This is a genomic window from Streptomyces sp. NPDC089919, assembly GCF_040684615.1.
In the GTDB taxonomy this organism is placed as follows: domain Bacteria; phylum Actinomycetota; class Actinomycetes; order Streptomycetales; family Streptomycetaceae; genus Streptomyces.
The window spans coordinates 1-21,537 of the sequence record NZ_JBFBGK010000082.1 but is presented as its reverse complement, the minus strand read 5'-3'; the positions used below and the strand labels follow the sequence as shown (position 1 = coordinate 21,537).

The window sequence follows — 21,537 nt, the reverse complement described above, 5'->3', positions numbered from 1 at the left end:
CCGGATGCCGAACACCGCGGACCAGCTGCTCTCCGCACTCGAACCACTGCCCTTTCCCGCCCGGCTCGCCCTGACCGCCCGTACCGGCCACCGGCTGGCGGGCGACGAACTCGCCCCGCTGCTGGCCGCGCTGGACGCCGGGGGCGCGTACGAACGGCGGACCGGCGCGCTCGCCGCGTTCGCCGGGCGCGACGCCGCCTTCCTCGCCGACCGGCTGACCGACCCGGACCCGGTGGTGGCCGGCTACGCCCTGCGCGCCGCGCGCGTGCTGCCCGTGCCCGACGAGGCGCTGGCCGCGGCCTACCGGGACGCGCCCGCCGCCCTGCGGCACCAGCTGGCCCGGGTGCTCGCCGGCGGCGGCCGGACCGCCCTCGCGGAGCGGCTGGTAGCGCAGCTGCGGGCGCAGTGGGGCGACGCCGAGGCCGCCCGCCTGCTGCCGGCCTGCGGCACCCCCTTCGTCGCCGCCCACCTGCCCGCGCTCGCACACGCCGTGGCGGGCTGGACGACCCTCGCCCGGCGCCACCCCGACCCGGTGCTCGCCCACGTCCGGACCGAGCTCGTCGGCCGGGCCGGCGGCACCGAACAGCAGCGGTGGTGGTCGCAGCACGGCACGGTCGTGGCCCTGCTCGCCCCGCTGCGCCCGCTGCCGGTCCTGGACCTCCTCGAGCGGTACGGCCCCCGCCTCCTCCCGGTCACCCTGCACGCCGCCCTCGCCGCGCCGGCGGCGGCCGACCCCGAACGGGTGATCGCCTGGCTGACCGCTCCCGAGCGGTCCTCCGAGCGCCACCCGCGCCCGCTGCCGCCCGCCGTGCTCCGCCGGCTCACCGCCGCGGACCCCCGGTCGCTGGCCGCGCTGGGCCGCCACTGGCTGCCGCACCAGGAGCACTTCACCGCCCTGGTCAGGGCCCTGCCCCCGGGGCGGCGCCCCGGCTTCGTCGACGCCGTCGCCGCCGGGGCCCCCGGCGCCGACCCGGCCCGGGCGGTGCTCGACCTGCTGCCCCGGGAGCGCCGCTGGGCGGAGGTACGGCGGGTCGAGCCCGATACGACGGACAGCTGGTCCTGGTACGAGGACCTGCGCACCCTCTCCCACGGCCGGTACGACGAAGCGCGCCCGGCCCTGCTCGCGGCCGCCGGCCGCGCCGACCCCGAGGACCGGGCCTTCGCCTGGCCCCTGCTGGTGGCCTGCGCCGCCCGGGACGGCAGCCGGGCCGCGATCGGCGACCTGCTCACGACCCTCGGCCGGCTCCGCAACGACTGGGAGCCGGTCCGCACCGCCGCCCTGCGCGCCCTCGCCGCGGTCCCGCCCGGGCTCTTCGACCCGGCGGACCACCTGCTGCTGGCCGCCCTCGCCACCGACGCCCTGGGGGCCCGGGACACCTCACCGGCCGGCCGGACCGCCCTGCGCACCCTGGCCGAACGCGTGCTTGCCGCCCGCGCCACCGACCCCGAACCGGCCCTGCGCACCTGGGCGTTGGAGACCCTGGAGCGGATCACCGGACGCACCGGCACCCCCGAGTTCGGCCCCCTGCACCGGGTGCTGCGGCGCGGCCAGGAGCACCAGGTGTTCGAGGCGCTGCGGCCCTGGCTCGAAGCCGCCGCGGCCCGCGCCGACTTCCGGCTGCTGCTCGGCCTCGCCCGGGCCCTCGGGCCCCGGGCCCGGCGGATGCCGGCCCTCCAGGACCTGCTCGCCGCCGCCCTGGAACGCGGCGACGACGCGGCCTTCGAGGAGGCCGTGCCGCTGTGGCTGGCCGATCCGGGCAGCCGGGACGCCCGGGTGACCCGGATCCTGGCGCTGGAACCCTCGGCGGCCGTCCTCGAGCCGGTGCGCCGGCTGCTGGCCGAACGCCGTACCGACCTGCTGGACGTCCTCCTCGACGAGCCGGCTCCGTACGGCCGGTTCCTGGTGTCCGGTGCCCGCCCGCCGCTGCCGGAGTTGCGGGCCGCCGGCCGCTGGCTGCCCCGCCAGCAGCGGGCCGCGGCCCGGCTGGTGGACCGGGCCGCCGCCGACGCAGCCCTGCCGCTGGACGACCGGGCCGCCGCGATCGCCGCGGCCGCCGCCGTCCCCGGGCTGGGCTTCGACCTGGCCCTGCGGTACGCCGACCACGCCGAGCCGCTGCTCGCCGAGGCGGCGCTCGCCGCGCTGGCCCGCACCGACCGGCCGCAGGACGCCCTGGCCGTCCTGCTCGACCGGGCCGGCGGCGACCGGGCCCGGGTCGCGGTGTACGCCGCGGCGCGGGCCGCCGGGCGCACCCCGCCCGCCCGGCTGGCCCCGGCGCTGGGCGCGCTGCTCACCGGCGAGCGGCCGGCGAAGGTCACCTCCCGCAAGGAGGCCGTCCGGCTGGCGGCCCGGTTCCTGCCGCCCGGCGCGGCGGTGGACCTGCTCTCCCGCGCCTTCCACGCCCCCGACCGGCACCCGGACGTCCGGGCCGCGGTGGTCCGGGCCCTGCCTGCGCTGCTCGGCGAGCCGACGGCCTGGCGGCTGCTGACGGAGGCGGTCGACGGGGACGGCGGACCGGCGGACGGCGCCCCGGCGGACGGGCCGGCCGGCCCCTCCGCCGTGCTGGAAGGCCTCCTCGAGGTCACCCCCTGGCAGCTTGCGGAGGAGTACCGCGCCCGCTACGCCGCCGTGGTCGACGCGGCGTACGCCCCCTGCCTGGCAGGGCTCGAGGGCTTCGGCGCCTACGGGCCGCTGTGCGCGGTCGGCGCCTGGTGCCGGTACGACTCCTCGCTGGCGGACCGGATCGCGGCCACGGCCGCCGACCTGGCCGGGCGGGACTGCTGGCAGATGGCCGCCTGGGTGCTGCGCGACCTGGCCTGCTCGGAGCTGGCGCACCCGGCCGGCGGCGCGGAGCCGGGCAGCGCCCTGCACACCGCGGTGGCCACCCTGCTCGCCGCCCTGCGGGCGCCCGGGAGCGAGGACGAGGCCCTGGCCGACCGGGACCTGCCCGCGCTCCAGCGGCTGCGGACCCTGACCGCACTGGACTCCGGCGAGGGCGGCCGCACCGACGTGTACGCGGCAATGGCGCGGCAGTTGGCCGCGGAACCGCTGCTCGCGGCCGAGCGCGCCGGCGCGCTGCGCAGCCTGGCCGAGGGAGCCGCCGGTGCCGACGAACTCGGCGTCCGCCTCCGGGACCTGGCCGAGGCGCTGGACGGTGCCGGGGTGACGGTGGCGGCGCAGACGGCCGCCCGGGTGCGGTCCGGCCGGGCCTTCTCCGGTCAGCGGATACCGCTGGCGGCACTGCTGCCCGAGGCGGACCGGCTGGCCCGCGACGGAGGGCCGGCCGCCGGACTCCTGGCGGTGGCCCTGGTGTCGAACGCGGGCGGCAGTGGCGACTGGCCGCAGGAGTGGCGGGCGTTGCTCCGCCTGCTGCGCCGGCACCCGCACCCGGACGTCCGGTACGCGGCCCACGGGGTGTTCACCCGGAGCGAGTGAGCCGGCGGGCGCGTCAGGAGCCGAACCGCCGGCAGAGCGCCGTGATCGCCGGGTCCACCACTCCGCGCGAGGCGGCGCACAGGGCCCGCATGTCGTACGAAGGGGCCGGCCGGGACGGGGACTTGGGGCGCGCGGGCGTCCGGCGCCGGACCGGGGCGGGAGCCTTCCCCCGGTGGGGTACGGCCCGGCGGGCCGGAGCGCCGGGGTGCCGGTGGTGCGGCGCCGCCCGTCGGGGAGCGGGGACGTCTCCCCGGCGGACCGGGGCCGGCACGGCGGCGGCCGACGGACCGGCGGCGGGACGGACGGCGGCGGCCGGAGCGGCCGCCCCCGGGGGCAGTGCGGCGGGCGGTACCGCCGCCAACTCCGCGTACCCGCCCGGCCGTCCGGACCCGCCGGGGGCGGGCCGCACCGGGGTGCCGGTCGCGGCCGGGGCGGAGCGGACCTCAGGGGCCACCGTCGTACAGCCGGTGACCAGGAGCAACAGGGCGAGCACGGGCAGCAGTCGGCGCACGCTCCACCCTCCCGCACCCGGGCACGGCCGTACACCCCGTACCGGCCCGCGTCACCGGGACGGGCGAACCGGCGCCGGCCGCGTTTGAACGGCTCAGGGAGCGATCGGCAGCTGCCGCTTGTGCTCGGTCAGCCGGTAGCGGCGCACGATCGCCGCCGCGGCCGCCTCGGCCACCGGTTTGCCCTCCAGGAAGTCGTCGATCTCGTCGTAGGTGACGCCCAGCGCGTCCTCGTCGGGCTTGCCCGGGTCCAGGGTCTCCAGGTCGGCCGTCGGCGTCTTGAAGACCAGCTCGGCCGGGGCGCCCAGGGCCTCGGAGACGGCCCGCACCCGCCGCTTGGTCAGACCGGTCAGCGGCACCAGGTCGGCCGCGCCGTCACCGAACTTCGTGAAGAATCCGGAGACCGCCTCGGCGGCGTGGTCGGTGCCGACCACCAGGCCGTCCCGGGCGCCCGCGACCGCGTACTGGGCGACCATGCGCTGCCGGGCCTTGATGTTGCCGTGCACGAAGTCCTGGTGGTGCGCGTCGCGGAAGACCGTACCGGCGGCCAGGGCCGCGGCCAGGGCGGCGTCGCTGGCCGGCTGCACGTCGACGGTCAGGACGTGGTCGGCCTTGATGAAGGACAGCGCCAGCTGCGCGTCCTTCTCGTCGGCCTGGGTGCCGTAGGGCAGCCGCATCGCGTAGAACTCGGCCTCCTGGCCGCCGGCCCGCACCCGCTCGACCGCCAGCTGGCACAGCCGGCCCGCGGTCGTGGAGTCCACGCCGCCGCTGATGCCCAGCACCAGCGAGCGCAGCCCGGTGGTGGTGAGGTGGCCGGCCAGGAAGGCCACCCGGCGCTCGATCTCCTCCAGGGCATCGAAGGACGCGCTCACCTGGAGATCGCGGGCGATCTCCTGCTGCAGGGAGGGGGACGCCAGGTCGGTCACGGTTGCTCCTCGTCCGGGCCCGCGGCGGGAACGGCGCACACCGCCGGGCCGGGACCCCTGTCACGTGCGGGGGACCCCTGCACTCTATAAGGGCGCCGGGGACCGGCCGCGCCGCACCTCGGGGTGCGCTGGGCGTCTCAGGCTCCGGCCCCGGGCTTGCCCCACCGGCGCGTACCCGCCAAGATCACTGGCTGATCATCGACGTTCCGGGGGGAAGCCATGGCGGACACGGCAGTGAGCACGCAGACGGACGGGGCAGCGGGCCCGCCGGGCGGCGGGGCGCCGCCCGCACCGGGGGTGCTCGGCACCGGCCTGCGCCAGCGGCACCTGGCCATGATCGCGCTCGGCGGCGCCGTCGGCGCCGGGCTGTTCGTCGGCTCGGGCATCGGCATCGCCGCCGCGGGCCCGGCGATCCTGCTCTCGTACCTGCTCGCCGGCGGCCTCACGCTGCTGGTCATGCGGATGCTGGGGGAGATGTCCGCGGCCCATCCGGTCTCGGGCTCCTTCGCCGCACACGCCCGGCGCGCCTTCGGCCCCTGGGCGGGGCTGCTGGCCGGCTGGATGTACTGGGCCCTGCTGGTGGTCAGCGTGGCCGCCGAGGCGATCGGCGCCGCGCGGATCCTCAACCGCTGGGTGCCGGCGGTCCCGCCGTGGCTGTGGGTGGCGGTCTGCGTCGCGCTCTTCACCGCCAACAACCTGGCCCGGGTACGGAACTTCGGCGAGAGCGAGTTCTGGTTCGCGCTCCTCAAGGTCGCCGCGATCTGCGGCTTCCTGGCCCTGGGCGCGGCCGCCCTGGCCGGCCTGGTCCCCGGCTTCGCCTCGCCCGGCGCCGCCCACCTGACCGACGCGGGCGGCTTCCTGCCGCACGGCTGGCACGGGGTCGCGGTCGGCATGGTCGCCGCGGTCTTCGCCTTCGGCGGCCTGGAGACGGTGACCATCGCCGCCGCCGAGTGCCCCGACCCGGTGCGCGCGGTGCGCGCCGGGGTCCGGGCGGTGCTCTGGCGGGTGGTGCTCTTCTACCTCGGCTCCATGGCCGTGATCGTCAGCGTCCTGCCCTGGAACACCCCCGGGCTCGCCGACGGACCGTACGCCGCCGCCATGGCCCGGATCGGCGTGCCCGGCGCCGCCGGGCTGACCGAGGCGGTGGTGCTGGTGGCGCTGCTGTCGGCGATGAACGCCAACGTCTACGGCTCCTCGCGGATGCTGTACGCGCTGGTGGAGCGGGGGGACGCGCCCCGGCTGCTGGGCCGGGTGCGGGCCGGGGTGCCGTACGCGGCGGTGCTCGCCTCGGCGGCCTTCGGCTTCGTCTCGGTGGTGCTCAGCCTGCTGTGGCCGCGCACCGTCTTCCCGTTCCTGCTCAACTCGATCGGCGCGGCCATCCTGCTGGTGTGGGCGCTGATCGCGGCGTCGTCCTGGCGGCTGCAGGGCCCCTCGGTACGGTCCGCGACGGCGCTTGCGGCCGTGGCCGGGGTGCTGCTGTTCATGCTGGGCGACCCCGCGAGCCGGACCCAGCTGCTCACCACCGGGCTGTGGGCCGGTGCGCTGCTGCTGTGGGCCGCACTGCGGGGCCGCCGGGGCTCAGCGCGCTCCGGGGACGGCGTACCGCGCCAGGAACATGTCCACCCCTGAGCTGATCATCCGGGTCAGCTCGGCATCGTCGATCTCCGCCTCGGGGGAGAAGGTGCGCACCAGCTGGGGGACGCCGAGGGTGGCGGCCACCAGCTGCTGCACGGCCAGTGCCGGATCGGGCGCGTCCAGCGCGCCGCGGGCGTTGAGCTCGGTGACGGCGTCCACCAGCGGGCCGTTGTTCATGTCGTAGCTGACCCGGTACCAGAGCTGGCCCAGCTGCGGGAAGCGGTCTATCTCGCCGATCACCAGCCGGCGCAGCGACATGATGTCGGTGCGCAGCAGGATCCGGGCCCAGTCGGTGGTGAGCCGGATCAGGGCCTCGCGCAGGTCCGGGGCCTCGGCGATGGTGGAGTTGGCGGGCTCGAGATCGGCGTAGGTCTTGGGCAGGACACCGCCGATGACCGCCAGGAAGAGCCGTTCCTTGCTGCCGAAGTGCTTGTAGATCGTGGCCTTGGAGACGCCGGAGCGGCTGGTGATGGCGTCCATCGAGGCCGCCGAGTAGCCCTCGGCGAGGAATTCCGTCAGGGCCGCGTCGATGATCGCCTGGCGCTTGCGCGAGGCGGCGTCCGCGGGGTCCGGGATGATCGGGATGCCGTAGGCGTCGAAGGCGTCCGTGGTGTCGGCTCCCATGCAGAGGTGCCTTTCGTTCGGGCCGCCGCCCGGTGGTCCAGGGGGGTGGGGGCGGGGGCGCGGGGAGGGCTCAGTATATGAACTGAACCGTTTGGTCGGCAAAGACGGCGGCCACCGGTCCGGCCGCGACGCCGCCCAGGAAGGCCAGGTTGAACAGGCCGATGGCGAGGGGCCGGCGCCCCGGGGCCAGATGCCCGGACGCCGCTCCGGTGAGCAGCCCCTGACCGCCCGAGGTCACCAGCGCGCTCAGCCCCGAGCCGACGAGCACGGCGGCCGGCCAGGGCGCGAAGGCGGCCAGCGCGGCCGCCAGCAGCGAACCGCCGGCCAGGACCGCCCGCACCCGGCGGGCGCCCAGCGCCCCGGCCGACCGGATCAGCGCCCAGGACGACAGGGCGCCGGCCAGCGCGACCAGGGACGCGGCGGCGCCGGTGGGCACGGCCGCCCAGCCGGTGAGCGCGCCGAGCCGGCGCGGCGCCCCGTAGAGCAGTGCGAAGTTGACCGTGGCCACGCCGAACATGAGCGCGGCGGCGGCGCGGAAGCCGCGATCGCGCAGCACGTCCACGGGGAACAGCGCCCCGAGGCCGTCCCGGCCGTCCGGTGCGAGGGCGTCCGGTGACGGCGGCCCGGCCAGCCGCAGGGCGGCGGGCAGCACGGCCAGGCCGATCAGGGGCAGCAGCAGCGCGGCCGGCCAGCCCACCGTCCGGGTCGCCGCCGCGCCCGCGAACAGCCCCAGGGTGCCGCCGACCGCACTGCCGATCGCCACCGCCCCGGCGGTCCGGCCGCTGGGGTCCCGGGCGGCGAGCTGGAAGGCGCCGACGTTGATGCCCGCCGCCCCGGCCGCGCCCAGCACCTGCCCGGCGAGCAGCACGGCCAGCGGTGCGGGCAGCACCCGGGACAGCAGCACCGCCGCCGCGCCGAGGACCAACAGCAGGCCGCTCAGCCGCAGCATCCGCCCCGGCCCGCGCCGCCCGGCGATGCCCGACAGCAGCGGGGTGCCGGCCGCCATGGCCAGCCCGTACGCGGTCATCAGCCAGGCCGCGGTGGAGTCCGCCACGTGCAGGTCCCGGGCGGCGGCCGGCAGTGCCAGGGCGGGCCCGGACACCCCCATGGCGGCGGGTGCGGCCAGGGCGGCCAGCAGTGCGGCGGTCCGGGTCGCCGTGGCGGCCGGCTGCGAGGTGCCGGGCTCCGATGCCCCGGAGCCGGTGCGTCCGGTGCGTTCGGTGACCGCGCTCATACCGGCATCCGGCCCATCCGGCCGGCCCGGAAGTCCCGCTCCGCCTGCCGCAGTTCGGCGGCGGTGTTCATCACGAACGGACCGCTGCGGGCCACCGGCTCGCCGATGGGGGCGCCGGCCAGCACCAGGACCTCGGCCGCCGCGCCCGGGGCGCGCACGCCGAACCGCTCCCCGTCGTGGTCGAAGACCGCGAGGTGGCCGTCGGGCAGGGCCACCCCGCCCGCGGCGGCCTCGCCGGTCATGACGTAGGCCATCGCGTTGTGCCCGGCCGGGGCGGTGAACTCGGCCGTGGCCCCGGCCGCGAGCCGGGCGTGCACGATCAGCACGGGCGTCCGGGTGGCGAACGGACCGGTCACGCCGTGGGTGGTGCCGGCGAGCACGGTCAGCTCGGCGCCCTCGGCGGTGGTCACCACCGGCAGGTCGGCCGCCTCGGCGTTGTGGCTGCGCGGCGGGGCGGACTTGAAGCGGGCCGGCAGGTTCACCCAGATCTGCAGCATGTGCTGGCGGCCGCCCTCGGCCAGGAACTCGGCCGTGGGCAGGGCCTCGTGGACGATGCCGGAGCCGGCGGTGAGCCACTGCACCCCGCCGGCCCGGACCACCGCCCGGTGGCCGCGGGAGTCGGCGTTGGCCACGTCCCCCTCGATGACGTACTGCACGGTCTCGAAGCCGCGGTGCGGGTGCGGCGGAGCGCCCTTGGCCTCGCCCGGGCCGAGGTCGACCGGACCGACCTGATCGACCATCAGGAACGGGTCGATGAAGGGGATCTCCTCGGTGGGGAAGGGGCGGCGGACCGGGAAGCCGGCGCCCTCCAGGGTGTGGAACGGGCGGCCGGTGCGGGCGAGCGAGCGCACGGCTGAGGCGGCGGGGACGGCGGGAGCGGCGAGGGCGAACTCGGAAGTCGTCATGCCAAGAATGAACTACACGATTCAGTTCACTGTCAAGACTGAACTGTTTGGTTGACAGACTGAACTGAGCGGTTTAGCTTTCTGGTCGTCGGGGCCGGCACCGCGTCCCGACGGGCGGCGACGGCCCCACCCGTCGCCGCCCCCACCACCCCTGCACCCAGGAGCCCCGCCATGACCACGTCCCGGATCTTCGCCCTCTCCGGCTCGCTCCGCGCCGACTCGCACAACACCCGACTGCTGCGCGCCGCGCAGAAGTTCAACCCCGGCGGCCAGGAGATCGAGATCTACGAGGGGCTGCGCGAGATTCCCCCGTATGACTACGACCTGGACACCCTCGAGACGCGCCCCGCCGTCGTCACCGACCTGCGCCACCGGGTGCGGGAGGCCGACGGCCTGCTCATCGCCACCCCGGAGTTCAACTACTCGGTCCCCGGCGTGCTCAAGAACGCCCTCGACTGGCTGAGCACCGACTGGACCCGGACCGAGGGCGTGCCGCTCGCCCGCAAGCCCGTCGCCGTGATGGGCGCCGCCCCCACCAACTTCGGCACCGTCCGCGCCCAGTTGGCCCTCCGGCAGATGCTCGTCTGCACCGACAGTGACGTCGTCGTGAAGCCCGAGGTGATCGTGTTCCGGTCGCAGGACCGCTTCGACGACCAGGGCAACCTCGCCGACGAGGGCACCATCGAGCTGCTTCAGGCACTGCTGACCGCCCTCCAGGAGAAGATCGACGCCGGGCGCACGCGCTGACCCGGACCGGGCCGGCCACCTGCCGCCGGCGGGGTTCACGGCCCGCCGGCCGCCTCCTGCGGCACCGGTCCGGCCGCCGGCGCCGTCATCCGCACGAGGTCCGCGTCGAGGGCGTCCAGCCAGGCCAGCGCGGCGAAGTAGCGCGCCGGAGCGGTCTCGTCCGGGTCCGCCGCCGGGACGCCCGGGACCACCGGCACCTGCGGCGGGCCCCCGGCCGGAGCGGCCCGCAGGGCGCGGACGGCCGCTGCCCCGGCCGTGGCCCGCAACCGGCCGGCCACGTCCTCGGCCCGGGCCCGCAGCCGCTCGCCCTGCGACGGCTCCGGCGCCGGGCCGCCCCGGCCCAGCAACCGCCGGGAACCCCACAGGACGTGGTGGCCGGTGATCATGGCCGCCTGCCAGTCCGCCCCGCCGACGGCCCGGCCCGGCGGCTCGCTCTGGTGCTCCGCGAACGCCGACTCCGACAGCGACAGGGCCAGTTGGAGCTCCTGGTCCTGCGGAATCCGGCCCGGCGCGCCGGCCGCCACCGCGGCCGCCGTCCCCACCACCGTCTCGGCCGCCCGGGTCAGCAGCACCGCCACCGCCCGGTGCAGCTCCTGCTGCGCCCCGCGCGGCCAGGCCAGCAGACCGAAGACCACGCCCAGCAGGCTGCCCAACGCCACGTCCATGATCCTGACCTCGGCCAGCCGCCAGCTCACCGGCGCCAGTTGCGCGAACACGAACGCCACCACCAGCGTGAACATCCCCTGCGCCCAGCCCACCCCGCGCACCGGCCCGACCCGGAACGCCACCAGCATCACCACCGGCAGGGCCACCGCGTACACCGTCGTGTGCCCTCCGACCAGGAACAGCACCCCGGCGGTCAGCAGCGCACCGACCAGCGTGCCGGTCAGCGCCTTGCGGACGGTCGCCCCGGTCTGGGCGGCGGTGGTCCGGGTCAGCGAGAGCACCGCCAGCATCGCCCAGAAGCCGTGCGGCAGGGACTCCACCCCGGCCACCGTGCGCGCCGCCCCCAGCGCCAGGCCCAGCCGGACGGCGTTCTGGAAGTACACCGAGCGGGGCCCGGCGTGCGCCGCCAGCCGGTGCCACCACAGCCGCGGCGCGCGCTGCCCGGCGTACCAGAACCGGCCCGGCTCGGTCTCGGCCGGCGGCCGGGCGTGCCGCCCCCGCACCGCCAGGTCGGCGGCCGTGCACAGCGCGGCGGCCGCGTCCGCCAGCTCCAGCAGCGCCGCCCGGCGCCGCCCGCGCGCGGCCCCGGTCCGCGCCGCGTCCGAGGCCACCACCTCCTCGCGGACCCGCCGCAGCCCCTCGGCCGCCCCGGGCCCCGGGGTCCCGCCGGTCAGCACCTGCGCCGTCTCGGCCGCCGCGGCGGCGACGGCCCCCAGCACCTCGGTCCGCTGCCCGGTCGGGGCCCGGCCCGGCGGGGGCGGCGGCAGGTCCGTCAGCCGGCCCAGGAGGGTGCGGGTGGCCAATCCCGCATGGGCCAGCGCGCGGTCCCGCAGCCCCGGGCCCGCCGGCCGCTCGGCCGGGTCCACCAGCGAGGGCCGCACCGACTGCCCGGCGGCCCGGGCCGCCGCGACCGAGCCCGCGGAGAGTGTGTACGGGGCCGCCTCCAGCTCCGTCGCGCAGCGGGCCGCGGTGGCGGCCGCGGCGGCGGCCAGCTCCCGGTACGGCGTCCCCCGCGGCTCGGGCAGCAGGAAGGCCTCGGCCAGGATCAGCAGGACCAGGCCGAAGGCGGCGCCCGCGAGCCGTTCCCCGAGCGTGCCCGGTGCGTACGGCGGGAAGCTCGGCAGGATGTACAGCAGCTGGAGCCCGGGCGCGGCGCCGGCGGCGCGCGGGCCCGCCACCGCCGCGAAGGCCAGCAGGAAGCCGACCGCCAGCATGCCCGCCACCGCGGTCCAGGTCCGGACGGCCAGGAAGGTCCCGGCCACCACCAGCACCCCGGCCACCGGAGCCGCCCGGACCAGCACCCGGGCCCGCTGCGGGCCGGTACCGGGCACGTGCGAGAGGGCCGCCATCGAGACCGCGGTGAACAGCGCGTAGGTGGCCGCCACCGGCCGGTCCAGCCCGTACAGGCACACGAAGAAGCCGGCACAGGCGGCGGCGGTGGTGCGCACCGCCCGCCGCGTCACCTGCCGGGGACCCCGGCCGGCGCCCGCGTCACGATCGGTGCCCATGCCTCCATGGTCGAGCCGGTCCGACAGGGCCACCACCGGGCCCCGCGCGGCCTACGTGCGGAACACCAGCAGCCCGTCCGGGGGGAAGGCGGCGCAGGCACCGGGCCCGGCGAGGCCGGGCGGGTCCGGGAGCCGGACGGCCGTGTAGGTGTGCGGGAGGGCGAGCGCGGGCTCGCCGGGACCGGGGGCGGGGTCGGGGGCGAACAGGTACAGGGCGTCGCCCGCGGCCTCGGTGGCCAGGTGGGGCCCGGGGGAGACGGCGAAGGCGGCCTGCCGGATGGCCCCGGCGGTCACCAGCGGGGTGCGGAAGGTGCGCCGCATCCGGTCGAAGGCGGCCGGGCTGATCCGCCGGTCCGCGGGCGCGGCGGGCTCCGCCGGGGGCCGGCCCGGGCCGGCCCCGCCCGCCGGGCCCGGTTCCGCGGGCGGTCCCTGGCCGGGGAGTTTCGCCCCCGCCAGGAGCAGGGTGAGGAGGACCGGCACGGCCTTGGCGGTCAGGGCGCGGGTGGCGTCCCGCAGCCGGTGGGCGCTGCCGTGGGGCAGCGAGAGCGCGAGGCTGCCGGCCCCGGCGCCGACGGTGATGGGCACGGCGGCGCAGACCGTGTGCGGGGAGTACTCGCGCAGGTCGAAGACCGGGTCGTTGAGGGTGATCCGGTCCAGCCGGTCGAGGAGCACCCGGGGGCTGGTGATGGTGCGCCGGGTGAGCCGGGCGGCGCGGTGCCGGACCAGGTGGTCGGCCCGCCGGCCGCGGTCGAGCTGGGTCAGCAGGCACTTGCCCACGGCGCTGGCGTGCGCGGCGGAGCGGAAGTCCACCCACTCGTGCACGGCCGGGGTGACCGGGCCGTCGGCCATCTGCGTGATGTGCACCTCGCCGTCGTGGTACCGGCTCAGGTAGACGGCGGCGCCGACGCTGTCCCGGGCCAGCGCCAGGGTGTGCTGGAGCTGGCGGTTGGTGCCGCCGGTGACGCCGAGCCGCTGCAGGGCCGGACCGGGGGCGTAGACCCGGCGGCCGTCCACCCGGGTGGCGAACTCCTCCTCGACCAGCATCTGCACGATCCCGGTCAACTGCCCTCCCGGCAGCTCGGATTCGCGGCGCAGCTGGCCGAAGGTCACGCCCAGCGGGTGCCGGGCGAGGACCTGTACGACCTGCTCGGCGGTGCGGGCCTGGCGCAGCGCGTCGCTGTGCTCGGCGGCGGGTGCCGGCTCCGCGCGGGGTCCGCACGGGGCCGACCGGACCGTGGCGGAGGGCCGGGCCGGGCCGGCGGCCGTCCCGGGGTCCGCTCCCTCGCCGGGGCCGGCGGCGCGGGCCGCGACGTAGGGCGGGATCTGCGGTTCGACGATCTCCCGGACCGCCGCCGGGAGGGCCGGGGCGGGGGCGGGCACGGGGCCGAGCAGCTCGTCCTCGTACTCGCGGACGTGGGCCAGCAGGGTGGGCGGCAGCGGCCGGCGGGCCTTGGCCTCGCCGTACCGGCCCCAGCGGCGCAGCGGGTCGAAGACCCCGGTGGCCAGCTCCTGCGCCCAGTGGCCGGCGTCGCCGTACTCGCCGTGCCGGGAGTGGTCGAGGAAGAGGCAGTACGCGGCCGGACGGCTGCCGGCCCCGGCGGCGAACCGCCACCAGAAGGGCGCACCCTCGTGCCCGAGGAGGTGCAGCAGGCAGGCGTAGACCAGGACGCCGCCCGGATCGCCGGGGCCCCTGACGACGAGGGAGTGCAGGAGGTCCCCGGAGTCCGCGCCGAAGACGGTGCGCAGTGCGGCGGTGTTCAGGGCCCGCCGGGCCTCGTCGGCGTCGGCCGGGTGGTCCAGCCGCGGATCGGGCCAGGTGGCCCGGCCGGGCACCGGGGCCGCCGTCTCGGGGCCCGGCTCCGGCAGGTCGGCCAGGGCGCGCGGGGTGCGGCCGCGCGGCCCAGGCGGCCGGGTGCCCGCGGACCGGCGGCCGAGCAGCCGCTGCTGGGCCTGGGCGAGGTCGTAGCCGGGGTACCGGTCGGGGATCTGCGGCCGGACGAACAGGCCCCGCAGACGGTCGGCGAACTGGTCCTTCATGCTCTGACCTTCCCGTCTCCGTGGGGGTTCGTCCCGTCTCCGTGCGGGTGGCCGGGGGCGTCGAGCATCTGGAGCAACCGGGCGCGGGCCCGGCGCAGTTGCGAGCGGACCGTGCCTTCGTCGCAGCCCATGACCCGGGCCGTCTCGCGGGTGTCGCAGTCGAGGCCGTAGTACAGGACCACGGCGTCCCGCTGGCGCTCGCTCAGGCGTCTGACGGCCGTGTAGAAGTGGATGGTGCCGGTCAGGACCTCGTAGGCGTCGGCGCCGTCCCCGAGGGCGGCTTCGAAGGCCGCGACGTCGGCGGGCTCGGGCCGGCGCCGACGGGCCCGCTGCTGGTCGATGATGCGCCGCTTGAGGATGGTCCAGGCGTACCTCTCCGGGTGCTCCATCCCGAGCATGCGCCGCCAACAGCCCATGATCTTCTCGAAGGTGAGGTCGACGGCCTCCTCGGCGTCGCCGTCCGAGCCCAGTTCGAGGTAGGCGAAGCGCAGGTAGAGCTTGTGCCGGTCCTCGTGGAAGGCCCAGAAGGACTTCCGGTCGGCCTCGGTCCACCCCTGCATCGCCGGGTCGTGACCGGGGGCCCCGAAAGGGTCCCCGGTGCTGCCGGTCTCCTCCGGCATGCCGTACGTCACCGCGCCACCCCGCTCCGAGGCACCGGCACAGCGGTCAGGTACTGCACGGGCCCCTCCCAAGTCACGTCGAAGGTGCGCCGCCCCCCCTTCCCCGAACGGCGCGGAGGCGCGCGCCTCCACCTATACAGCGTCTGGGAGCCCGCAGAATGTGCAGCCCAAAATCGATCAGTTCCGAAGCGCCAACCGGTAACGGGTCGCGCACATACGGACATTCGAGGGCCGGGGCGCGCGCCCCGGCGGGCCAGGGGGCGTGCCGTGGGCGACTCTGGACGGGAGGCCGCGCCGAAGGGGCCGCGGAACGCGTGAGGAGCCGCTGCTGTGAACTGGACGTTGGAAGTGGTCCCGGTACCCGTCACCGACATGGACCGGGCGAAGGAGTTCTACGCCGACAAGGTCGGCTTCGCCGTGGACCTCGACGACGAGGTGGCCCCCGGGGTGCGGATCATCCAGCTGACCCCGCCGGGCTCGCGCTGCTCGGTGGCGCTGCTGGAGGGGATGCCCCCGGCGCCGGGGGCGAGGACGACGGCACCGGGCGGGCTGCACGGGCTCCAGCTCTGCGTGACGGACATCGAGACGGCCCGGGAGGAGCTGGTGGCCCGCGGGGTCGATGTCTCCCCGGTCCGGAACCTGGGCGCGAGCGGCTGGCAGGAGGGCAAGGGCGGCACCTGGAACTCGTTCCTGACCTTCGAGGACCCGGACGGGAACGGCTGGGTGGTGCAGGAGGCGCCCTCGGAACTGTCGGAGCGCTGAGCCGCGCGCCGGCTCCCCGCGGACCCGCGGGGAGCCGGCGCGGGCGTCAGGAGGGCTTGACCGAGGAGTAGGCGGTGACCGTCACCTTGTTGTCGCACTCCGCGAACTGGCCGTCGTCCATGGCGATCTGGTGCTTTCCGGCCCCGGGCACGCCCACGACCAGCGTCGGGAAGACCACCGGGGTGCTGCCCGAGACGCAGTAACCGTCCGCCTCGCCCTGGACGTTGACGAAGGTCAGCTTGGTCCAGGCGCGGCCGCCCGGGGCGAGGGCGACCTCGGCGGCCGCGCCCTTCTGGGTGGTGGCCAGCGGGACGTTCTTGTCGGGGGAGCCGTTGCCGGCGCCGGCCACGGTCGGGAAGCCCTGGACGGTGCAGGGCGCGCTTGAGGTGTTCGTCACGGAGACGATCACGGCGCCCGTGCCGGTGCCGGTGGGGCGGTCGTCGGCCTGGTGGGCGTCCGACAGCGTGACCGCCGCCTGGGTACAGGGCGCGCTGCCGGGGCCGGGCTCGGTGGCCGGTGCGGTGGGCTTCTTGCCGCCGCTGCCGCCGGAGGTGCCCGAGCCGCCGGAGGTGCCTCCCGAGGTGCCGGAGCCGCCGGTGGCGGCCGAGCCGCCGTCGGTGGGCTTCGGCGCGACCGGCGCCGAGGTCACCGGCGAGGCGGTCGGCTCCTCGGCCGCGCCGTCGTCACCGGACGGAGTGCACCCCGTCATCACGGTGGCGGCGGCCACGGCCGCCACCAGCATCGCCGCGGACCGGCGGATTCGTGCGTACTGCATGGGTGCTCCCGAGGCTCACGACCGGCACCACACCGGCACTCGCGTGGACGTACATGGCGCCGCGCCCGGGCCGGGTTCCCCGATCCGGAGCCTGTGGCGGTTCCGTGACGTGATCATGACGGCGCGGCGACCGGGGGGCCCGAGGCGCGCCCGGGGGTCACCCGTCCGTGGGGCAAGTGCACCCTTGGGGAGGGGCGTTGGCGGGTGGCGGGGCCCGGCCGGTCCGCCGCGCCCGGTCCGCCGCCCCGACGACCGATTTGTTCAAGACCGGCGGCCCGGCCGCGCCCTACGGTGGCGACATGACTCCACGCATCGACCTGATCGGCCTGGTCGTCTCCGACATGGCCGCCTCCCTCGCCTTCTACCGCCGCCTCGGCTTCGACCTGCCCCCGGAGGCGGACGGCGAGCCGCACGTCGAGGCGGCACTGCCCGGCGGTCTGCGGATCGCCTGGGACACCGAGGCCGTCATCCGCTCCTTCGACCCCTCCTGGACCCGCCCCCAGGGCGGCGAGCGGTGCGTGCTGGCCTTCCGCTGCGACGACCCCGCGGGCGTCGACGCCCTGTACGACGAGCTGACCGGAGCCGGGTACCGGGGCCACCTCAAGCCCTGGGACGCCTTCTGGGGGCAGCGCTACGCGGTGGTGCTCGACCCGGACGGCGCCGGGGTCTCGCTGTTCGCCGACCGGTAGGCGCCCGGGGTGGTCCCGGCCAGCTCCCGGAACTCCCGGTTCAGGTGCGCCTGGTCGGCGCAGCCGACGGCCGCGGCGATCTCCACGGCCGGCAGCCCGCGCCGGACCAGCGCCAGCGCGCGGCGCAGCCGCAGCACCCGCGCCAGCGTCTTGGGCCCGTAGCCGAAGGCGGCCAGGGAGCGGCGGTGCAGCTGCCTGGCCCCCAGCCCCACCGCCCCGGCCGCCTCGGCGACGCTCCGGCCGGCCGCGAGCCCGGCCACGATCGCCCCGGCCAGCGGGTCCGGCGGGGGCGCCCCGGCGGCGAGGGCGGCGGCCAGCGCTTCCAGGGCCCGCCCCGGCTCGCCGGTGCCCTCCGCGGCCCGCGCGCGAGCGGCGGCCCCGGCCACCGCGCCGGCCGGCCCGCTCCGCAGGACGTCCGCCAGCGGCACCCGCCGGTCCAGCAGCTCGTACGCCGGTACGCCGAGCAGCGCGGGGGCGGTCCCCGGCGGCAGCCGCACCCCGGCGAACCGGGCGGCGGCCAGGTCGCCCTGGGTGTGCGGCCGGCTGTCCGTACCGGCGACCCACAGCTCGCCGTCGGCCCAGATCAGGTCCATGCAGCCGTCCGGCAGCACCGCCCCGGGCACCCCGGCGACCGGCTCGGCCCGCCACACCACCGCCCCCGGCAGCAGCAGCGACGGCCGTTCCTCGTACATGCCCTCCAGCGTAGGCCCGGCACGCCGGGGGCGGCCGGCCGGAAGGCGCGCCCCGGGGGCGTGCCCGTCAGACGGGAAGGTGCCAGAGCTGGTTCGAGGTGGCGTTGCAGTCCCAGATCTGCACGATGTTGCCGTTGGTGCTGTCGAAGCCCCGGACGTCCAGGCAGCGGCCGGACTTGGTGTTGACGATCGCGCCGTCGCTCCGCACCCACCACTGCTGGGCGATGTTGCCGTTGCAGGGGCCGGTGTGCACCTGCGTGCCGTTGCCGGTGCGGCCGTCCCAGATGTCCAGGCAGACGCCGACCGCGCGGATGGTGCCGTCGGCGCCGATCTTCCACCGCTGGTTGACGTTGCCGAGGCAGTCCCATATCTGGGTGGGCGTCTTGTTGGCCATGGCGGCGCCGCGCACGTCGAGGCACTTGCCCGCGAAGCCGGTGACCTGCCCGACCGGGCCGGCCGGTACCGCGGGGCCGAACGAGACGCCGCCGCCCCACCACATGCCCGCGCCGAAGCAGCTCGCGGAGGTGGTGGTGTCGCCCGTGACCCAGCCGCTGAACGCCGGCGAGAAGGTGTACGAGTAGGTGGTCCAGTCGTAGGTCGCGCAGGTGCCCCCGACGGTCCAGGTCTGCATCGGGTCCAGGCCGGTACAGGTGGCGGAGGAACCGGACTCGGTGCAGCTCCCGACGCCGCCGGGGCCCGGGACGGTCGCGGCGGCCCGTGGAGCGGCCGGGGCGGCTCTGCCGGGCGCGTCGGCGGCGTTGGCGGCGGGTGCGGTGAGCGCGGCGGCGGCCGCGAGCAGGGCGGTGGCTAACAGCGTGGCGGTACGGCGCATCGCAAGGTCCTCACGAAGACGGGAACGGGCCGACCCGCCTGTCGTGAACTCGTGGTGACGGTGCGACAGTTGTGCGGGTCGCGTGAAAGCCTCGGGCATGGACGGAGCATGGTCAACTACGCAGGGTGGAGATCACGCCAACGCTCGGTCGCCGGTCGCCGGTCGCCGGTCGCCGGTCGCCGGTCGCCGGTCGCCGGGCGGCGGCCGGTGGTGGGCCGGTGGACGCCCGGCCGCGGTCAGGCCGGTACCGGGGCCAGGGCGTACAGGCGCTCCAGGCGCAGCCGGGTCTCCTCGTCCTGGGGGACGTACGTGACCAGCCGGGGTCCGGCCGCCGGGCCCAGCCACAGGTCGGTGTGCATCAGGTGCAGCAGGCCCACGTGGGCGTTGCGGATGTACTTCTCCTTGCCGCCCGGTCCCACGACCTCATGGCGCGCCCAGACCTCGCGGAACTCGGGCGAGGCGGCCTCCAGCCGGGCCAGCAGCGTCTTCCAGGCGGGCTCGGCGAGGTGGTCGGCCATCGACGCGCGGAGCTTGGCGGCCAGCAGCCGGTGCACGTCCGGCATGTCCACGACGGCGGCCTGCCACTGCGGGTTGGTGAAGGCCAGCCAGACGCAGTTGCGCTCGGCCGGCTCGAGCCGGTCCAGATCGACCAGCAGCCGGGCGTACGTGGCGTTGTACGCGAGGATGTCGTAGCGGCTGTTCTGGACGCACGCGGGCAGCGGGTCCAGCCGGTCGAGCATGGCCCGCAGCGCCGGAGTGACGCTCGGGCAGGGGGTGTTGGGCGCCGGGTCGGCCGAACCGGCCAGCGAGAAGAGGTGCCGGCGCTCGCTGGAGTCCAGCAGCAGGGCGCGCGCCAGCGCGTCGAGGACCTGCGCGGACACCTGGATCTCCCGCGCCTGCTCCAGCCAGGTGTACCAGGTGACGCCGACGGCGGAGAGCTGGGCCACCTCCTCGCGGCGCAGCCCCGGGGTGCGCCGCCGGGGGCCGCGGACCAGGCCGACCTGCTCGGGGGTGATCCGCTCGCGGCGGCTGCGCAGGAACTCGGCGAGCTCGTGCCGGCGGATGTCGCTCTCGGGTGCCACAGACGTCATGGCACCAGGATGCCCCCTCGCTCAACCTGGTGCCAGGTACTTCGACTACCAGGATAAGGAGACTCTGGTACCAGGCTGAGAACTGGATCATCGTCATGGTGTGAACGAAACCACCGTACGTCCGACGCACCCGTCCGCCGTCCCGTCCACCACCCGGTCCGGGGGCCCGGCCACCACCCCAGCCCCGGCCCCGCACCCGGCCGCGGCCCCCACCCGGGGCACCCGTACCGCGGACTCCGTACCCTCGACCGCTCCCGCCGCCACCGCCGCCCTGCGGCCGCTCGGGCTCTTCACGGTCCTGCTCGGCGCCGCCCTGCCGCTGATCGACTTCTTCATCGTCAACGTGGCGCTGCCCGCCATCGACAAGGACCTCGCGGCCGGTCCGGCCATGCTGGAGCTGGTCGTCGGCGGGTACGGCCTGGCCTACTCCGTGCTGCTGGTACTCGGCGGCCGGCTCGGCGACACGGCCGGGCGCCGCCGCCTCTTCCTCATCGGCATGGCGGCCTTCGGCGTCACCTCCCTCGCCTGCGGCCTGGCCCCCACCGCCTGGACCCTGGTCGGCGCCCGGGTCGCCCAGGGCGCGGCGGCCGCGCTGATGCTCCCGCAGGTGCTCGCCACCATCCAGGCCACCACCCAGGGCCCCCGCCGGGCCCGCGCGATGAGCCTGTACGGCGCCACCGCGGGCCTGTCCATGGTCTTCGGGCAGATCCTCGGCGGCGTGCTGGTCGCGGCCGACGTGGCCGGTTCCGGCTGGCGCGCGGTGTTCCTGGTGAACGTGCCGGTCGTGGTCCTCGGCCTGCTGCTGGCCGTCCGGGCGGTCCCCGAGACCCGCTCCGACCGGCCCGCCTCCGTGGACGTACCCGGCACCCTCCTGCTGGCCGTCTCGCTACTGAGCCTGCTGCTGCCGCTGACCGAGGGGCGGGCGGCCGGCTGGCCGCTGTGGACCTGGTTCGCGCTGGCGGTCTTCCCGTTCGCCGCCACCGCCTTCTACGTCGTCGAGCGCCGGGCCGACCGGCGCGGCCGCACCCCGCTGGTCCCGCCCAGCCTGCTGCGGCTGGTGTCGCTGCGCCGGGGGCTCGCCATGCTGGTGCCCTTCTCGATCGGCTTCAGCGGTTTCATGTTCGTCATCGCGGTCGCCCTCCAGCAGGGCCTGCACCTCGGTCCGGTGGCCGCCGGACTGGCCCTGGTCCCGATGGCGGTGGCCTTCTTCGGCGCCTCGCTGGCCGGGCCCCGGCTGGTCGGCCGGTACGGCAGCCGGGTGGTGACCGCCGGCGGCGTGCTCCAGGCGGCGGGCATCGCGCTGGTCCTGCTCGCCGTGCACCGCGACTGGCCCGGCCTCGGGATCGCCGACCTCGCGCCGGGCGTGGCCCTGGCCGGCCTCGGGCAGGGTTTCCAACTGCCGGTCCTGATGCGGCTGATGCTCTCCGACGTCCCCACCGACCGGGCGGGCGTGGGCGGCGGCGTCATGGTCACCACCCAGCAGTCCTCGCTGGCCCTCGGCGTCGCGACGGTCGGCAGCCTCTTCCTCGCCGTCTCCGAATCGGCGGGGATGGGCACGGCGCTCGCGGTGAGTCTGGCGGTGCAGTTGGGGGCTATCGGGGTGACGGTGGGGCTTAGTCTGCGGTTGCCTCGGAGGGTGGGGTGAGGGGGGCTCCGCTTGACGTCCTGTCCCTCAAGCCCTGAGGCGGCCACAGGGCGGGCGGGCGTGGTGTGTGGGGCCCCTCGCCCCTTGACGCCCCGTGGCTGTCAGGCCCTGCGGCAGGCCCACCCCTGGGACTTCGCGGCTTCGCCGTGCCCTTCGGGCATCCCAGGCCCGGGCCTGCCTCCGGACCAGCCTGCCACCCCCGTCAAG

At 76.8% G+C, this 21,537-nt stretch carries 17 protein-coding genes and 1 pseudogene; 6 read left to right on the top strand and 12 right to left on the bottom strand.

The window, feature by feature from the left end:
• The first annotated feature begins 4 nt into the window (after positions 1–4).
• The gene (locus AB0O40_RS27410; protein WP_365047129.1) at positions 5–3,433 is read left to right on the top strand and encodes a hypothetical protein; all 3,429 of its coding nucleotides are present in this window, start codon (positions 5–7) and stop codon (positions 3,431–3,433) included.
• A gap of 13 nt (positions 3,434–3,446) precedes the next feature.
• Here the strand turns inward: AB0O40_RS27410 and AB0O40_RS27405 are convergent, their stop codons facing one another.
• Complete coding sequence (locus AB0O40_RS27405) at positions 3,447–3,944, bottom strand: hypothetical protein (protein ID WP_365047126.1); 498 nt, start codon at positions 3,942–3,944, stop codon at positions 3,447–3,449.
• 93 nt (positions 3,945–4,037) lie between these two features.
• A complete protein-coding gene (nadE, locus tag AB0O40_RS27400; protein ID WP_365047123.1) occupies positions 4,038–4,868 on the bottom strand; it encodes an ammonia-dependent NAD(+) synthetase in 831 nt (276 codons plus the stop codon).
• 297 nt (positions 4,869–5,165) lie between these two features.
• Between nadE and AB0O40_RS27395 the strand changes: the two genes are divergently transcribed.
• Positions 5,166–6,497 carry an amino acid permease gene (locus AB0O40_RS27395; RefSeq protein WP_365047173.1) on the top strand — a complete coding sequence of 444 codons (1,332 nt, stop codon included), beginning with the start codon at positions 5,166–5,168 and terminating at the stop codon, positions 6,495–6,497.
• Here the strand turns inward: AB0O40_RS27395 and AB0O40_RS27390 are convergent.
• From AB0O40_RS27390 to AB0O40_RS27380, 3 genes are all read right to left on the bottom strand, one after another.
• The gene (locus tag AB0O40_RS27390) at positions 6,447–7,127 is read right to left on the bottom strand and encodes a TetR/AcrR family transcriptional regulator (RefSeq protein WP_365047120.1); all 681 of its coding nucleotides are present in this window, start codon (positions 7,125–7,127) and stop codon (positions 6,447–6,449) included. The two genes, AB0O40_RS27395 and AB0O40_RS27390, sit on opposite strands and share 51 nt — an antisense overlap.
• A gap of 70 nt (positions 7,128–7,197) precedes the next feature.
• A complete protein-coding gene (locus AB0O40_RS27385; RefSeq protein WP_365047117.1) occupies positions 7,198–8,361 on the bottom strand; it encodes an MFS transporter in 1,164 nt (387 codons plus the stop codon).
• A complete protein-coding gene (locus tag AB0O40_RS27380) occupies positions 8,358–9,266 on the bottom strand; it encodes a pirin family protein (RefSeq protein WP_365047114.1) in 909 nt (302 codons plus the stop codon). Before AB0O40_RS27380 ends, AB0O40_RS27385 begins: the two co-directional genes overlap by 4 nt.
• Positions 9,267–9,437: 171 nt before the next feature.
• On the opposite strand from AB0O40_RS27380, the gene AB0O40_RS27375 reads away from it, so the two are divergent.
• Positions 9,438–10,013 (top strand): NADPH-dependent FMN reductase, encoded by a 576-nt coding sequence (locus tag AB0O40_RS27375; protein ID WP_365047111.1) that lies wholly within the window; start codon positions 9,438–9,440, stop codon positions 10,011–10,013.
• A 35-nt stretch (positions 10,014–10,048) separates the two neighbouring features.
• Here AB0O40_RS27375 and AB0O40_RS27370 read toward each other — a convergent pair whose 3' ends face one another.
• The 3 genes and pseudogenes from AB0O40_RS27370 to AB0O40_RS27360 all read right to left on the bottom strand — a co-directional run bounded on the left by AB0O40_RS27370 (position 10,049) and on the right by AB0O40_RS27360 (position 14,856).
• Positions 10,049–12,187 carry an FUSC family protein gene (locus AB0O40_RS27370; RefSeq protein WP_365047108.1) on the bottom strand — a complete coding sequence of 713 codons (2,139 nt, stop codon included), beginning with the start codon at positions 12,185–12,187 and terminating at the stop codon, positions 10,049–10,051.
• A gap of 453 nt (positions 12,188–12,640) precedes the next feature.
• A pseudogene (locus tag AB0O40_RS27365) lies at positions 12,641–13,357 on the bottom strand (IclR family transcriptional regulator C-terminal domain-containing protein); the annotation flags it as partial.
• A gap of 863 nt (positions 13,358–14,220) precedes the next feature.
• Positions 14,221–14,856: a sigma-70 family RNA polymerase sigma factor gene (locus AB0O40_RS27360; RefSeq protein WP_365047105.1), complete on the bottom strand. Its 636-nt coding sequence runs from the start codon at positions 14,854–14,856 to the stop codon at positions 14,221–14,223.
• Between the two features lie 318 nt (positions 14,857–15,174).
• Between AB0O40_RS27360 and AB0O40_RS27355 the strand changes: the two genes are divergently transcribed.
• Complete coding sequence (locus AB0O40_RS27355) at positions 15,175–15,606, top strand: VOC family protein (RefSeq protein WP_365047102.1); 432 nt, start codon at positions 15,175–15,177, stop codon at positions 15,604–15,606.
• A 46-nt stretch (positions 15,607–15,652) separates the two neighbouring features.
• On the opposite strand, the gene AB0O40_RS27350 is transcribed toward AB0O40_RS27355, so the two are convergent.
• A complete protein-coding gene (locus tag AB0O40_RS27350) occupies positions 15,653–16,381 on the bottom strand; it encodes a DUF4232 domain-containing protein (RefSeq protein WP_365047100.1) in 729 nt (242 codons plus the stop codon).
• Between the two features lie 299 nt (positions 16,382–16,680).
• Here AB0O40_RS27350 and AB0O40_RS27345 point away from each other — a divergent pair, with 299 nt between their 5' ends.
• A complete protein-coding gene (locus AB0O40_RS27345; RefSeq protein ID WP_365047097.1) occupies positions 16,681–17,070 on the top strand; it encodes a VOC family protein in 390 nt (129 codons plus the stop codon).
• Here the strand turns inward: AB0O40_RS27345 and AB0O40_RS27340 are convergent.
• The 3 genes from AB0O40_RS27340 to AB0O40_RS27330 all read right to left on the bottom strand — a co-directional run bounded on the left by AB0O40_RS27340 (position 17,013) and on the right by AB0O40_RS27330 (position 19,685).
• The gene (locus AB0O40_RS27340) at positions 17,013–17,762 is read right to left on the bottom strand and encodes a helix-turn-helix transcriptional regulator (RefSeq protein WP_365047094.1); all 750 of its coding nucleotides are present in this window, start codon (positions 17,760–17,762) and stop codon (positions 17,013–17,015) included. The two genes, AB0O40_RS27345 and AB0O40_RS27340, sit on opposite strands and share 58 nt — an antisense overlap.
• Positions 17,763–17,829: 67 nt before the next feature.
• The gene (locus AB0O40_RS27335; protein ID WP_365047091.1) at positions 17,830–18,594 is read right to left on the bottom strand and encodes a ricin-type beta-trefoil lectin domain protein; all 765 of its coding nucleotides are present in this window, start codon (positions 18,592–18,594) and stop codon (positions 17,830–17,832) included.
• A gap of 236 nt (positions 18,595–18,830) precedes the next feature.
• On the bottom strand, positions 18,831–19,685 hold the full coding sequence (locus AB0O40_RS27330; protein WP_365047089.1) for a helix-turn-helix transcriptional regulator: 855 nt from the start codon (positions 19,683–19,685) through the stop codon (positions 18,831–18,833).
• A gap of 271 nt (positions 19,686–19,956) precedes the next feature.
• Between AB0O40_RS27330 and AB0O40_RS27325 the strand changes: the two genes are divergently transcribed.
• Complete coding sequence (locus AB0O40_RS27325; RefSeq protein WP_365047171.1) at positions 19,957–21,330, top strand: MFS transporter; 1,374 nt, start codon at positions 19,957–19,959, stop codon at positions 21,328–21,330.
• Positions 21,331–21,537: the final 207 nt, after the last annotated feature.

Excerpts from the sequence above, each read along its gene's own strand:
- AB0O40_RS27370 (WP_365047108.1), bottom strand. The coding sequence starts at position 12,187 with ATGGGCACCGATCGTGACGCGGGCGCCGGCCGGGGTCCCCGGCAGGTG.
- AB0O40_RS27385 (WP_365047117.1), bottom strand. The coding sequence starts at position 8,361 with ATGAGCGCGGTCACCGAACGCACCGGACGCACCGGCTCCGGGGCATCG.
- AB0O40_RS27380 (WP_365047114.1), bottom strand. The coding sequence starts at position 9,266 with ATGACGACTTCCGAGTTCGCCCTCGCCGCTCCCGCCGTCCCCGCCGCC.
- AB0O40_RS27350 (WP_365047100.1), bottom strand. The coding sequence starts at position 16,381 with ATGCAGTACGCACGAATCCGCCGGTCCGCGGCGATGCTGGTGGCGGCC.
- AB0O40_RS27330 (WP_365047089.1), bottom strand. The coding sequence starts at position 19,685 with ATGACGTCTGTGGCACCCGAGAGCGACATCCGCCGGCACGAGCTCGCC.
- AB0O40_RS27375 (WP_365047111.1), top strand. The coding sequence starts at position 9,438 with ATGACCACGTCCCGGATCTTCGCCCTCTCCGGCTCGCTCCGCGCCGAC.
- AB0O40_RS27345 (WP_365047097.1), top strand. The coding sequence starts at position 16,681 with ATGACTCCACGCATCGACCTGATCGGCCTGGTCGTCTCCGACATGGCC.
- AB0O40_RS27335 (WP_365047091.1), bottom strand. The coding sequence starts at position 18,594 with ATGCGCCGTACCGCCACGCTGTTAGCCACCGCCCTGCTCGCGGCCGCC.
- AB0O40_RS27340 (WP_365047094.1), bottom strand. The coding sequence starts at position 17,762 with ATGTACGAGGAACGGCCGTCGCTGCTGCTGCCGGGGGCGGTGGTGTGG.
- AB0O40_RS27410 (WP_365047129.1), top strand. The coding sequence starts at position 5 with ATGCCGAACACCGCGGACCAGCTGCTCTCCGCACTCGAACCACTGCCC.
- AB0O40_RS27390 (WP_365047120.1), bottom strand. The coding sequence starts at position 7,127 with ATGGGAGCCGACACCACGGACGCCTTCGACGCCTACGGCATCCCGATC.